General features: G+C 68.9%; 9 protein-coding genes, 3 pseudogenes and 1 riboswitch. Of the genes and pseudogenes, 6 read left to right on the top strand and 6 right to left on the bottom strand.

Features of this window, described 5'->3' with window-relative positions:
• The first annotated feature begins 37 nt into the window (after positions 1–37).
• Positions 38–1,390, top strand: coding sequence for an MFS transporter (locus tag ACIQD6_RS31705; RefSeq protein WP_401889218.1), 1,353 nt, complete (start codon positions 38–40; stop codon positions 1,388–1,390).
• A 106-nt stretch (positions 1,391–1,496) separates the two neighbouring features.
• Here ACIQD6_RS31705 and ACIQD6_RS31710 read toward each other — a convergent pair whose 3' ends face one another.
• From ACIQD6_RS31710 to ACIQD6_RS31720, 3 genes are read right to left on the bottom strand one after another with little or no spacing between them, the layout of a single operon-like run.
• A complete protein-coding gene (locus tag ACIQD6_RS31710; RefSeq protein WP_401889220.1) occupies positions 1,497–2,729 on the bottom strand; it encodes a cytochrome P450 in 1,233 nt (410 codons plus the stop codon).
• A complete protein-coding gene (locus tag ACIQD6_RS31715) occupies positions 2,726–3,343 on the bottom strand; it encodes a TetR/AcrR family transcriptional regulator (RefSeq protein ID WP_401889280.1) in 618 nt (205 codons plus the stop codon). Before ACIQD6_RS31715 ends, ACIQD6_RS31710 begins: the two co-directional genes overlap by 4 nt.
• A 50-nt stretch (positions 3,344–3,393) precedes the next feature.
• Positions 3,394–4,587, bottom strand: a complete 1,194-nt coding sequence (locus ACIQD6_RS31720) for a cytochrome P450 (RefSeq protein ID WP_401889283.1) — start codon at positions 4,585–4,587, stop codon at positions 3,394–3,396.
• 235 nt (positions 4,588–4,822) lie between these two features.
• Here ACIQD6_RS31720 and ACIQD6_RS31725 point away from each other — a divergent pair, with 235 nt between their 5' ends.
• A complete protein-coding gene (locus tag ACIQD6_RS31725; RefSeq protein WP_401889223.1) occupies positions 4,823–5,272 on the top strand; it encodes a hypothetical protein in 450 nt (149 codons plus the stop codon).
• 352 nt (positions 5,273–5,624) lie between these two features.
• On the opposite strand, the gene ACIQD6_RS31730 is transcribed toward ACIQD6_RS31725, so the two are convergent.
• Positions 5,625–6,851 carry an alpha/beta hydrolase family protein gene (locus ACIQD6_RS31730; protein ID WP_401889226.1) on the bottom strand — a complete coding sequence of 409 codons (1,227 nt, stop codon included), beginning with the start codon at positions 6,849–6,851 and terminating at the stop codon, positions 5,625–5,627.
• A gap of 481 nt (positions 6,852–7,332) precedes the next feature.
• A riboswitch (cobalamin riboswitch) is annotated at positions 7,333–7,533 on the top strand.
• 163 nt (positions 7,534–7,696) lie between these two features.
• On the opposite strand from ACIQD6_RS31730, the gene metE reads away from it, so the two are divergent.
• On the top strand, positions 7,697–10,012 hold the full coding sequence (gene metE, locus ACIQD6_RS31735) for a 5-methyltetrahydropteroyltriglutamate--homocysteine S-methyltransferase (protein ID WP_401889228.1): 2,316 nt from the start codon (positions 7,697–7,699) through the stop codon (positions 10,010–10,012).
• A gap of 160 nt (positions 10,013–10,172) precedes the next feature.
• On the opposite strand, the gene ACIQD6_RS31740 is transcribed toward metE, so the two are convergent.
• Positions 10,173–10,988, bottom strand: a complete 816-nt coding sequence (locus ACIQD6_RS31740) for a DUF899 family protein (RefSeq protein ID WP_401889231.1) — start codon at positions 10,986–10,988, stop codon at positions 10,173–10,175.
• A 236-nt stretch (positions 10,989–11,224) separates the two neighbouring features.
• Here ACIQD6_RS31740 and ACIQD6_RS31745 point away from each other — a divergent pair, with 236 nt between their 5' ends.
• Together ACIQD6_RS31745 and ACIQD6_RS31750 are read left to right on the top strand one after the other, a co-directional pair.
• Entirely contained in the window at positions 11,225–11,782 is a 558-nt protein-coding gene (locus ACIQD6_RS31745; RefSeq protein ID WP_401889233.1) for a pyridoxamine 5'-phosphate oxidase family protein, read from the top strand.
• A gap of 62 nt (positions 11,783–11,844) precedes the next feature.
• Positions 11,845–12,384: pseudogene (locus ACIQD6_RS31750) on the top strand (sigma factor-like helix-turn-helix DNA-binding protein); the annotation flags it as partial.
• A gap of 18 nt (positions 12,385–12,402) precedes the next feature.
• On the opposite strand, the pseudogene ACIQD6_RS31755 reads toward ACIQD6_RS31750, so the two are convergent.
• Positions 12,403–12,504 (bottom strand): annotated as a pseudogene (locus ACIQD6_RS31755) (IS5/IS1182 family transposase); the annotation flags it as partial.
• 74 nt (positions 12,505–12,578) lie between these two features.
• On the opposite strand from ACIQD6_RS31755, the pseudogene ACIQD6_RS31760 reads away from it, so the two are divergent.
• A pseudogene (locus ACIQD6_RS31760) lies at positions 12,579–12,791 on the top strand (hypothetical protein); the annotation flags it as partial.
• Between the last annotated feature and the right edge of the window lie 30 nt (positions 12,792–12,821).

Genomic DNA, 12,821 nt, shown 5'->3' on the forward strand with positions numbered 1-12,821 from the left:
CCACTCCCCGTACCGCTTCCTTTGAAAAGAGCCTTCCATGCAGCACCCGAATGCGGTGAACCGGCTGGACAGACTGCCCATTTCACGGTTCCACAAGATCACCTTGCTGGGGGTCGCGTTCGCCTACTTCTTCGAGTTCGCGGACATCAACAGCTTCGCCACCACCGCCCCCAAGCTCATCGGCCTGTGGGGTGTCACGGTCGACCAGATCGCGTACGTCACCTCGCTGTCGTTCGTCGGCATGTTCATCGGTTCGGTGATCGCCGGCGCCATCGCGGACCGGTGGGGGCGCAAGAAAACACTGATCCGCACCACCCTGTTCTTCGGATTCTTCTCGTTCGCCGCGACCTTCTCCTGGGACATCGTCTCGCTCGGCGTCTTCCGGATTCTCACCTCGGCCGGCCTCGCCGCGATGACCGTGGTGGCGGTCATCTACATCAGCGAGATGTACCCGTCCGCCGTACGCGGCAAGTTCCAGGCGTACGCCATCGTCATCGGCATCTGCGGCACCCCCGCCACCAACCTCATCGCCAGTGTGCTCGTCCCGATCAACGACTGGTCGTGGCGGCTGGTGTATCTCTGGGGCGCCCTCGGCATCCTGCTCGTCTTCTTCACACGCCACCTCAAGGAATCCCCTCGCTGGCACGAGAGCAGGGGCGACTTCGCCGCGGCGGAAGCGGTCCTCACGGAGATCGAGACCCAGGTGGCGGCCGAGAAGGGCCCGCTCCCCGAGCCGGCCCCGCCGGTCGACGAGGAACGGCCCACCAAGGCCCCGCTGCGCCTCCTCATGCAGCGGAAGTACCTCGCACCCACCCTCCTGCTCACGGTCCTGTGGGTGACCCAGACCATCGGATTCTTCGGCTACTCCAGCTGGGCACCCACCCTGCTGGCGAAAGAAGGGTTCAGCGTCGAGAAGTCGGTCTTCTACGTGGCGCTCACCACGGTCGGCGCGCCACTCGGCTCGTACCTCGCCGCCCTGGTGACCGACCGCTTCGAGCGCAAGTGGTGCCTGGTCGCCTTCGGTACGGTCATCGCGCTCTGCGGCCTCCTCTACGGGCTCACCTTCAACCCCGTGCTGATCATTGTCTTCGGTTTCCTCGTCAACCTCTTCGAACGCGGCTACACCGCACTCGCCTACGCCTACTCCCCCGAGCTCTTCGACACCCGAAGCCGCGCGCTGGGAACGGGCATCTCCTACGGGCTCGGCAGGCTGTCGAACGCCGCGGGGCCGCTGATCATCGCCGCCCTCTACAACCGGAGCGGTTACCAGAGCGTCTTCTACTTCATCGCGGGCAGCTGGATCCTGGGCGCGGTCGCCCTGGCGATCTTCGGCCCCAGAACCCGCATGGCGCGTCAGGCCGCGCAGAAACCGCACCGCGCGCCCGCCTGACGACAGGCCGGGGCCGGCTCCTCGCACACACCAGAACGGCCCGCTGACCGAACCAGCGGACCGTCACGGAGGATTGAGTCGGGAAAGCCGAGTGTCGCGTGTGCTGCTACCAGGTCACGGGGAGTTCGTGCATTCCGTAGATGACCGCGTCGTACTTGAAAGGGAGTTGCTCCAGGTCCGTCGCCACACGCAAGGTGGGAATGCGGCGGAAGAGGGTCGGGTAGATCACCTGGAGTTCCATCCTGGCGAGAGGCTGACCGACACAGTGATGGGTGCCGGCGCCGAATGCCTGGTGGTGCCGGGCGTCACGAGTGATGTCCAGCCGGTCGGGGGCGGGGAAGACGGAAGGGTCCCGGTTGGCCAGCTCGCCGAGCAGGATCACACCCTCGCCGGCGCGGATGGTGTGGCCCGCGATCCGGATGTCCTCCAGCGCGGTCCGGCGACGCCCGAGGTGCACGATGGAGAGGTAGCGCAGCAGTTCTTCCACCGCGGCGCCGATCACCTTGGGATCGTCCGTCTCCCGTATGACGGCGAGTTGTTCGGGGTGCTGAAGCAGGAGCAGTGTGCCCAGGCTGATCATGTTCGCGGTGGTCTCGTGGCCGCCGAGCAGCAGCAGTACGCCCATGGCGACGGCCTCGCGGCGGGTCAGTTCACCAGCCTTGATCTGCTCGCCGAGCCTGGAGAGGAGATCGTCGCCGGGCTGGGCGAGCTTCTCGCCGACCAGGTGGTCGAGGTAGTCGGCGAGGATGGTGTGAGCGGCCTTCCGCTGTTCCGGGGTGGCGACGGCGGAGACGATGGTCTTGCTGTTGGTCTGGAAGAACTCGTGGTCCTCGTAGGGCACACCGAGCAGTTCGGAGATCACCAGCGAGGGCAGGGGCAACGCGAGCGCCTGGACCAGGTCGGCGGGGTTCGGACCGGCGAGCATGCGGTCGATGAAGGTGTCCACCATCTTCTGCACGGCCGGCCGCATCGCCTCGACGCGTTTGATGGTGAAGACACCACTGACCATACGGCGCAGCCGGGCGTGTTCGGGGTCGTCCAGTCCGACGAAGCTCAGGTCGGTTCCCCCCTCGCCCCGGTGGGCGACCGGGCTGGGGAAGCCGGGATTGGAGAAGTCCGCGCTCAGCCGGGCGTCGGAGAGCAGTGCCTTCTGCTCGGCGTGGGTGGTCACCACCCAGGGTGTGCTGTCGCCCCAGGAGCGGACCTTGGTCAGCGGGCCGTACTGGGCGAGACCGCGCAGCTCAGGTGACGGATCGAAGGGGCAGGCCGAGGAGCGCGGCTGGGGGAAGTCCGGGATCTCGGCGTCGGCCGTGGTGGGGGTGGACAGTTCCATCTTCATGGCCGGGTCGGCTCCAGGTCGTTGTGAGGGGAGACAGGTGCGGTGAGCAGACCGACGATCGCGTCGGTCAGGGCGTCGGCCGTGCGCTCCCACGAGGAGTACAGCAGGGCAGTGCCCTCGGCCAGGGCGCGTTCGTGCTCCGCGCAGGTGTGGACGATCAAATGGCGGGACATGGCTCCGCGTTCGGCCCGCACCGGGGCAGGTACCGCTCCGAGGAGGTGGCCGAGGCCGTCGAGGGTCTGCCGCAGGGGCTCCCTGGTGAGGGCCTCGTCGGTGGTCATCGCGCGCATCAGGGGGTCGGTCATGACCTGGACGGCGAAGCGGGCGTACCAGGACGGGATGCCGAGCGAGCCGAGATGTTCCGGCACCGGGCGCACCAGGCAGCCGACCCAGTCCCGGATGTCGTGGCTGTCGCCGATCGCGTCCAGATGCCGCTGCCGGATCCGTTCGACCCTCTCGCTGTGCTTGCTCATGATGGCGCGTACGAGGCCGGCTTTGGCGCCGAAGTGGTAGCTGACGGCGGTGACGTTGCCCTGCCCGGCCGCCTCGCCGATCTGACGGTTCGACACCGCGATCAGCCCGTGCTCGGCGAAGAGTCGTTCCGCGGCCGACATGATCGCCTCGCGGGTCTCGGCGACGCGGTCGGCCCGAGCGGTGCTGTCGCTCACCAGGTCACCGGCAGTTCACGGAGCGGGGAGGTGAGCAGCCCCTCGTGGCGGCGCAGGTCCTTGCTGTCGACGGCGAGGTCCAGTGTGGGCAGCCGGCGCAGCAGGACGGTGAGCACGGCCTGCAACTCGGTGCGGGCCAGCGGCTGTCCGAGGCAGGAGTGGGGGCCGGCGCCGAAGGCGAGGTGGGGATTGGGAGAACGGCCGAGGTCCATCTCGTCCGCGCCCTCCCAGGCGCTCTCGTCGCGGTTGGCCGCGGCCATGCTGCACACCACGGTGGTGCCGCGCGGCACCACACCGCCGGAGAGCTCGGTGTCCTCGTGCACGTACCGGAGCATGCCGAAGCCGCTGCCGTTCGGATCGAACCGCAGCACCTCCTCCACCGCCTTGCGGGTCAACGACGGGTCGGCTAGCAGGCGTTCCCAGCGACGGCGGTCGGACAGCAGGTGCGCTGTCATCATCGAGATGAAGCCCGCGGTGGTCTCATGGCCGGCGAGCAGCAGCGCCTGCCCTGTGGCCACCAGCCCGGCCGCGGACATCGGTTCGCCCTCCGCGTCGGCGCCGTCCATGAGGAGGCTGAGGAGGTCGTCCCCGGGTTCCGTGCGCTTGCCGTCGATCAGGTGAGTCATGTAATCGGCGAAGTCCTGATGCGCCGCCTCCGTCTCGGCACGTGTGTACCGGGTCATGTTCAAGAAGGTGTCGGACCAGCTCTTGAACCGGTCCCGGTCGCTCTCCGGCACGCCCAGCATGGTGCAGATGACGAACACGGGAAGCGGGAAGGCCAGATGTGTCACCAGGTCCGCCGGCCGGCCGTGTTCCAGCATCTCGTCGATGAGCCGGTCGGTCATGGCCTCCATGCTCGGCCGCAGTGCCGACATCCGCTTGGCCGTGAACCACTTGCCGACCATGCGCCGCCAGCGGTCGTGGCCCTCGGCGTTGAGCGCCTTCGCCATCGGGCTGTTGAAGATGTCCGCCGAGTCACCGGCGGACACCCGGGCGGCGTCGGGCGAGGCCAGTCCCTCGCGACTCAGACGCGGGTCGGAGAGCGCCGTCTTCACGTCCTCATAGCGCGTCAGCAGCGCCGCCTCATCACCGCTCGGCAACGTCACCCGCGCCACCGGGCACTTCTGCCGGAGCTCCGCCCACTGCTGCGGCGGCTCCAGCGCCGCCGCGGCGACGATCGGGTAGCTCATTGTCTCCGCGCCCTGGACTTCGGTCACTTGTGGCCCTCCTCGGATCGTGTCGGCGGGCAGAAGTCAACCCCAGCCCACATGCTAAGTCAACCGACTGATTTAAGTCGTGCCCGCGGGACCGTCGACGTCGGCCACTGACACCGCATTCAAGCGGAACCGCGCCCCTCGGCCACGCGTCCTCAACAACCGGGCAGATGTCCATGCCCCTCGGGACGAGCCGGAGTTGAGGCGGAACATGAAAAAGCGGACCTGGGTACTGGGGGTGCTGGCACTGCCGCTGGCGTACCTGGGGTGGGTGGCCTGGCAGGTCGTCGCCGACCTGACGGACGACGACGTGACCGCGAGGCGGCAGCCGGTCTCGTGCAAGGAAGCCATGCGCTTCGCGGACCAGAGCGGGGTACCGGCCGGAGCGTCCGATGCGAAGTGCGAGGTCATGGGCGCGCTGGACACGCAGTACGACGTCAGATTCCGGATCACACGCGCCGACCTCGACACATGGCTGGCTTCGGCCTACCCCGGCATGAAGATGACATCGGACTGCACAGGCTCCGCGGAGACCGTCGACACCTGCGGCAACCTGACGCTGGACCCTTATGCCGACGGCGGCGCGGTGGGCATCGACTTGACCGTGGAGTACGAGAAGGGGGACACCGCGCTCGTCCACTTCCGGCCCTTCAACACGTGAACTCCCCCCACCGCGCCCGCTCCCCTGAACGCCGGAGGACGGCGCACAGGCAGGCCGCCGCATCCGGTCGCTGACGTTCCGTCCGGATGCCGCCGCGTCCCTTCCCCACACGCCCCTTCTCCACACGCCCCTTCTCCACGCGGCCGCATCCACATCACCGTACGCGGCGTTTCTGCTCACCGCTGCCATCACCGCGGCCACTCTGCTGGCCCGGCCCAGCGCCGCTACCGGCGATGTTCACCGGTCGAGGAGCGGCGTCCTGGGCGTGTGATCACAAAGCGGCCCCAGGCCCTTGGCGTCACGAAAGCCGATATCTCCAAGCCATCGGGTCGCCGGAACGGCCTCTGCCCGGTTACCGGGACGGCCTCTGCTCGTCGAAGAAGTCGACGATGCGCGGCAGTGCCTGCTTCACCGAACTGTTGTGGTCGTGGTCGCCCACATCGGTGAGCCGGTGATCGGCGTGATGGCGCGTCAACTGGTCGCCGCAGTGCTCGGCGTTGCTGAAATCGACGTCCTTGTCCCCCTTGGCGTGGAAGATCTGCACGGGTATCCCCGGCTGCCAGTCGCAGCTGTTGTCCAGCGCGCGCAGTCTGTCCTTCAGGACACCGCCGGGCTTGCGGATCTTGTCCAGGAACTCGGCGGTGAACAGGTCCTTCGAGGCGGCGGGCAGTTCGCGCTGGATGTCGGCACCGGTGTGGTCGCCGTCGAAGAGCCGCTCCACCTTCTGGTCGAACGGGGCGCGGAACGCCTCGCCCGGAGAATCGTAGAGACCGTACATCCTGTTCCAGGCGGTGACGAAATAGGCCAGGTAGAGACCTGAGTTGGCGATCTTGTCGTCCGCCGCGGCGGCCTCGAAAGCGCTCAGGTCGAAGGGCCCGCCGACCGGTGCGAGCGCGCCCGGCCGGAAGTAGTCGTCCGCGCCTTCCTGCTGGAGCGCCCGGCCCACCATCATCGTCGCGGGCCCGCCTTGGGAGAACCCGCTGATCTGCACTCTCCGCTCCAGCTCGCGTCCCTTGCGGTGGGCGAGGGTCCGCGCGGCGCGCAGTCCGTCGACGGAGGCGGCCACGGTGGCCCCCGGGTCTCCGTAGGGGTGGAATCCGTCGCCCTTGCCGAGGCCGACATAGTCGGGGGCGGAGACCGCCCGCCCGGTGGACGCGAAGAGCAGGGCAGCGCGCCGGTCGCTGGAGTTCGGATTCACCGAGGCCACATCGCCCTTGTAGACGGTGGTGCCGTGCAGCCAGGAGACGACGGGCAGCGCGCGGTCCTGGCTACGCGGCAGGACGACGAGCTGGCTGGCGACGGTGGGGGCGCCGTCGCTGCCGGTGGTGCGGTAGAGGACTCGGTACCAGGTCACGTCGTACCGGACCTGGGAGTTGTCGATTCCGGCGTTCTTCAGGCTCTCGGCCACCGTGGCCGCGGAAACGGTGCTCTCCTCCTCGACGGTCAGGATGGCCCCTGCCTCCATGGGCCGGCTGTGCGCCTCGGTGGCCACAGCCGGCGTGACCAGCGCTGTGGTCATCCCAAGGACGGCTGTGCCGGAGACAAGAACCCGTACATGCTTGCGTCGTCGCTTACTCATGCGTTGATCATGTGGGTTGCCGGTAGCCGTGAGACATGGAGCTATCCCCCGAAACGTCAGTGGGACAGGCTGGTCAGGGGTCCCCCTAGGGCCTCTCGTTTGGATCTTGCCGGGCTCGCGTGCCCTGGCACCGCGCCTCGCCGCGTTGTCGTCACTCCACGACGCTCCGCGTCGCCTCACTCCTCCGCCTTGCGATCCACGGCACCAGACCCCGCTCCCTGATCCGGCCTGATCCAAACGAAAGACCCTAGGGCCTGCTCTCTGATCACTCCGGTGAGTCCGGTGAATCCTGAAGGCAAGGGAATCGACGGTGGAGCCGGTGCGCGGACGGGGCAGGTGAGGCGTGAGCAGAAGCGGGACATGGGTGCTTGACCTGCGATTTCCCACCCGTCGCCACAGATTCCGTGTCTCATGTCACGCTCCGGAATGTGGGCGGGGGCGACCGAGGGGTTGCCTACGCCCTAGGCTGGCGGGTGCAGCTGGTTCGCCCTGTCCGCCAGGCAGGCGCGTCGTAAGAGGGAACCCGGTGGGAATCCGGGACTGCCCCGCAGCGGTGAGCGGGAACGACCGCCGTCATACGCACTGGATCCGGCCGAGGATCCGGGAAGCGACGGCCAGTAGGAATCTGCCCCGGCAGATGTGCCCGCGAGTCCGAAGACCTGCCCGTTGCCCGTACGTGACCGATCGCGTACGGATATCCCGGTGACCTCGTGGGCGGGTCGGCGTACATACCGGACGGACGAGCGCGCCCCCAGGCGTGACATGGGTCCGTCGGGTTCGTCACCCCTTCGCGCTCGCGTCCCGTCTCCGGGATCTCAAGGAGTCATCTCGCGAAGGAGATTTCCGTGACAGCGAAGTCCGCGGCCGCGGCAGCACGGGCCACCGTGTACGGCTACCCCCGCCAAGGCCCGAACCGGGAACTGAAGAAGTCCATCGAGGGTTACTGGAAGGGCCGCGTCACCGCCCGGACCCTGCGGGAGACGGCGGCCGCCCTGCGCCGGGCCAACTGGCAGCAGCTGGTGGACGCCGGCGTCGATGAGGTGCCGACCGGCGACTTCTCGTACTACGACCATGTCCTGGACACCAGCGTGATGGTCGGCGCCGTACCCGAGCGGCACCGTGACGCCGTCACGGCCGGCGCGCTCGACGGCTACTTCGCGATGGCCCGCGGCACCCAGGACGTGGCGCCGCTGGAGATGACCAAGTGGTTCGACACGAACTACCACTACCTGGTCCCGGAGCTCGGCCCCGACACCGTCTTCACCGCCGACTCCGCCAAGCAGGTCGCCGAGCTGACAGAGGCCATCACGCTCGGGCACTCCGCCCGTCCGGTCCTCGTCGGCCCCGTCACCTACCTCCTGCTCGCCAAGCCCGCCCCCGGCGTCGCGGCCGATTTCGAACCGCTGACCCTGCTGGACCGGCTGCTGCCCGTCTACGCCGAGGTCCTCGCCGACCTGCGCGCCGCCGGCGCCGAGTGGGTACAGCTCGACGAGCCCGCGCTGGTCCAGGACCGCACACGCGCCGAGTTGAACGCCGCGGCCCGCGCCTACCGTGACCTCGGCGGCCTGACCGACCGTCCGAAGCTGCTCGTCGCCTCCTACTTCGACCGTCTCGGCGAGGCCCTGCCCGTCCTGGCGAAGGCACCGGTCGAGGGCCTGGCGCTCGACTTCACCGACGCGGCCGCCGCCAACCTCGAAGACCTCGCCGCCGTCGGCGGACTGCGCGGCAAGCGCCTCGTCGCCGGTGTGGTCAACGGCCGCAACATCTGGATCAACGACTACGAGAAGTCCCTCGCGACCCTGGGTACGCTCCTCGGGCTGGCCGACCGGGTCGACGTGGCGGCCTCCTGCTCGCTGCTGCACGTTCCGATCGACGCCGCGGCCGAGCGGGACATCGACCCGCAGATCCTGCGCTGGCTCGCCTTCGCCCGGCAGAAGACCACCGAGATCGTCACCCTGGCCAAGGGACTGGCCCAGGGCACCGGGGCCATCGCCGCGGAGATCACCGCCAACCGCGCCGACCTCGCCTCCCGTACCACCTCCGCGATCACCCACGATCCGGCCGTACGGGCCAGGACCGCCGGCGTCACCGACGCCGACGGCCGCCGCTCCCAGCCGTACACCGAGCGTGCCGCCGCCCAGCGCGCCCACCTCAAGCTGCCGCTGCTGCCGACCACGACCATCGGCTCGTTCCCGCAGACGGCGGAACTGCGCACGGCCCGCGCGGACTTGCGCGCGGGGCGGATCGACACGGCGGGGTACGAACAGCGCATCGAGAACGAGATCCGCGAGGTCATCTCCTTCCAGGAGAAGACCGGGATCGACGTCCTGGTGCACGGCGAACCCGAACGCAACGACATGGTGCAGTACTTCGCCGAGCAGCTCACCGGCTACCTCGCCACCCAGCACGGCTGGGTGCAGTCCTACGGCACCCGTTACGTCCGCCCGCCGGTCCTGGCCGGCGACATCTCGCGTCCCGAACCGATGACGGTGCGCTGGACCTCCTACGCCCAGTCGCTCACCGACCGCCCCGTCAAGGGCATGCTGACCGGGCCCGTCACCATGCTCGCCTGGTCCTTCGTCCGCGACGACCAGCCGCTCGGCGACACGGCCCGCCAAGTCGCCCTCGCACTGCGCGACGAGGTCAACGACCTGGAAACCAGCGGCACTTCGGTGATCCAGGTCGACGAACCCGCCCTGCGCGAAACACTGCCGCTGCGCGCCGCCGACCGCGCCGCGTACCTGGACTGGGCGACCGAGTCGTTCCGCCTCACCACCAGCGGCGTACGACCGGACACTCAGATCCACACCCACATGTGCTACGCCGAGTTCGGCGACATCGTCCAGGCCATCGACGACCTCGACGCCGACGTCATCAGCCTGGAGGCGGCCCGCTCCCACATGCAGGTCGCCCGCGAACTCGCCGCCCACGGCTACCCCCGCGAAGCGGGCCCCGGCGTGTACGACATCCACTCCCCGCGCGTACCCGACGCGGACGAGGCAGCGGCGCTGCTCCGCAAGGGGCTGGAGGCCATTCCCGCCGAACGGCTGTGGGTCAATCCCGACTGCGGTCTGAAGACCCGCGGCTGGCCCGAGACCAAGGCGTCCCTGGAGAACCTGGTCGCAGCCGCCCGCGCCGTCCGCACGGAACTGCCCGCCTGACCCGTCGGCGGCTGTGAGGGGTACGAATCCGTGCCCCTCACAGCCGCCCCTTTCAAGCAGGACACGGATCCAAGCAGGACACGGATCTCGGCCTGGTCGCGGCGCTTGACGACCGCCGCGGCCAGGTCCCCAGATGTGCGACGCCGTCGATGAACGCGCGTCAGCAGTGGTGGCCGTGGCGGCCGAGGGTCTCCACGGGGGTCGCGCCGGGGCGGGTCCACTGCGGAACGGGCCGGCTGGTCGGGCCCCAGGTGGCGACGCCGTCGGCGTCCGAGCGCCAGTACCAGCAGGACTGGCGGGCCCGGTACGGGTGCCCCTCGCGTACATCGCCGATCACGGACCGGCCCTCGGGGGTGTCCTCCCACGCCTCACCGCGGCCGTAGGACGTCATGTCGAGCAGGCCGAGGGACCCGTTGACCGGCTCGTTGCCGCGGCCCGTCGTCGAGTAGGTGAGGAACACGCGGTCGCCGTCGCGCAGGAAACACACGATGCGCCCCATTTCCTCGCCGACCGGCGCCTCCACGCCCCGCACCGAGTACCAGGGCTGGGTGTAACCCATGAACTCGACGTAGGGAGCCACCTCGCTCCACGGGCCCGAGGTCAGGACGGCGTACGAGATGCCACGGGCATTGAGGTAGACGGCGTCCTTCACATGCCAGGCCGTGGTGGTGCAGCCCTCGCACTGCCCCTGGTGCGGCGCGCCGTCGTACCACATGTGCTTGTAGACCACGAGCTCGTCGCGCCCCTGGAACAGGTCGAGGAACGGGACCGGCCCGTCAACGCCGGTGACCTCGACGGCACCGTCGAACTCGACCATCGGCAGCCGCCGCCGGGCCGCGGCGATCGCGTCGCCCTCCCGGGTGTGCGCCTTCTCGCGGACCAGCAGCTCCTCGCGCGCCGCCTGCCAGGTGGCCAGGTCGACGACGGGCGGCTTGCCGGGGAGGTCGCTGCTCGGGTTGCCGGGCGTGGTCGTCATGGTTTCCTCCGTGGTGTCTCGTGCCGGGCAGCGCCGTACGAAGCGCTACGACGGTCACCAGGACAGACTCGCGCCCCGGCCGGAACTCATCGCGGCAGCCATGTGGCCTCGGCCGACCTCGGGCGGGCGGGGTGAGGAAGGACGAGGGAGCATGTGAGGCAGGAACACGAACGGGCCTGGCGATGACTTCGGCGCGGCCGGCCAGTCGTTATGGGGGGAAGGGAAGGAGATCCGCCATGCCGAAAAACGGACCCGCACAGCAACCCACGACCGAGCTCGACGCCCGCTACAGCTCCGCGCTCAATCCCCGCCCGGGGGCCGCGAACGTCACCGCCACCGAGTGGGCCGAGGCCCAGCGACAGCTGAAGGCCGCCGAGATCTTCTGGGTGTCCACCGTGCGGCCCGACGGCCGGCTGCACGTCACGCCCGTGATCGCCGCCTGGCACGACGGGGTGCTCTATTTCTCCACCGGCAAGGAGGAACAGAAGGCGAAGAACCTCGCACATGGTGGGCACTGCGCGCTGACCACCGGGGGGAATTCGCTCACCGAAGGCCTCGATCTCGTGGTCGAGGGCAAAGCGGAGCCGGTTGCCGATCCGGCCGTACTGGAGGAGGTGATCGCGGCGTACGAGGCGAAGTACGGGCCGCACATCACCTCGTCCGAGGGCACCTTCCACGGGATCGGGGACGCGTTCCGGAAGGGGGACGTGATGGTGTTCGCGGTGGCGCCGGCCACGGCATACGGATTCGGCCGGGATGACGGGCTCTACACCCATACGCGGTGGGCGTTCTGAGACGGGCGAGCGCAAGCGAACCCTTGTTGAGGCCACGTGACTCCGTGCCGAGCCGGCTCAGCCTGGAGTCGATGACGCCGGCAGAACGCGTGGCGTTCATCCTGCACGACGTCTTCCGGTACCCCTTCGCCGAGGTCGCCGAGATCGTCGGCCGGACACCGGCGGCCTGCCGGCAGCTGGCGTCCTCGGCCCGCCGGCGTATTCACGCCGCGCGGGCCCCGGTGGTTTCGACGGCCGGGCAGGCCCGTCTGGTGCGGCATTTCAAAGAGGCATGGGAGGCCAGGGACATCGAGGCCCTCGTCGACCTCCTCGATCCGGGCGCCACGATGATCGCCGACGGCGGCGGGCTGGTCGGCACGGTTCTCCGCCCGGTCGAGGGCAGCGAGCGCATCGCCCAGTACCTGATCCACATAGCCGGCAAAGCCCCTGGGCTGACGCTCCTGGAGCGGACGGTCAACGGCCGGCACGGCCTGGTCGCCCAGCACGTCGGCGTCACCGTGACCGTGGCGGCGTTCAGCGTCACCGACGACCGCATCACTCGCATCTGGGCGATCCGTAACCCGGAGAAGCTCCGTCCGTGGACCGAGATCGGACAGAGCTGACCCGGCGCCACCAGCAGTTGAAAAGGCGAGAGCAAGCGGTCGACCGCGGTCATCAGCGACGAGGCGGATCTTCGTGGTCGGTCCGCCACGGGACCGACCAATGCCGTGGTCGTCCGGCTCGCCTGTAGGTGCTTCGGCCCATGCCGGGTGACGGGACATCACCCCGTGGCTGGTGGTGGGGGTGAGACAGCAACGAACAAGCCGCCCTGAAGTGCGTCTACATGGCGATCATGTCGCTCGATCCCACCGGCAAGGGCCAGGCCCGCTGGACCATGCGATGGAAGACCGCGTTGAACGCCTTCGCCTTCACTTCACCTTCACCTTTCGACGGCCGACTCTCACAGCCCGTCAGTTATCAACAGCCCGGATACACCGCTCGTTTGAGACCCACCAACGGCACCTCATGAACGGTCAAGGCTAGACTTCGAAGTCAATGT

The sequence above is a fragment of the Streptomyces sp. NPDC088400 genome (assembly GCF_044753355.1).
In the GTDB taxonomy this organism is placed as follows: Bacteria; Actinomycetota; Actinomycetes; order Streptomycetales; family Streptomycetaceae; genus Streptomyces.

Coding starts and splice junctions, on each gene's coding strand:
- ACIQD6_RS31730 (WP_401889226.1), bottom strand. CDS start 6,851: ATGAGTAAGCGACGACGCAAGCATGTACGGGTTCTTGTCTCCGGCACA.
- ACIQD6_RS31705 (WP_401889218.1), top strand. CDS start 38: ATGCAGCACCCGAATGCGGTGAACCGGCTGGACAGACTGCCCATTTCA.
- ACIQD6_RS31740 (WP_401889231.1), bottom strand. CDS start 10,988: ATGACGACCACGCCCGGCAACCCGAGCAGCGACCTCCCCGGCAAGCCG.
- ACIQD6_RS31715 (WP_401889280.1), bottom strand. CDS start 3,343: ATGTCGGCCGCGGAACGACTCTTCGCCGAGCACGGGCTGATCGCGGTG.
- ACIQD6_RS31725 (WP_401889223.1), top strand. CDS start 4,823: ATGAAAAAGCGGACCTGGGTACTGGGGGTGCTGGCACTGCCGCTGGCG.
- ACIQD6_RS31710 (WP_401889220.1), bottom strand. CDS start 2,729: ATGAAGATGGAACTGTCCACCCCCACCACGGCCGACGCCGAGATCCCG.
- ACIQD6_RS31720 (WP_401889283.1), bottom strand. CDS start 4,587: ATGAGCTACCCGATCGTCGCCGCGGCGGCGCTGGAGCCGCCGCAGCAG.
- ACIQD6_RS31745 (WP_401889233.1), top strand. CDS start 11,225: ATGCCGAAAAACGGACCCGCACAGCAACCCACGACCGAGCTCGACGCC.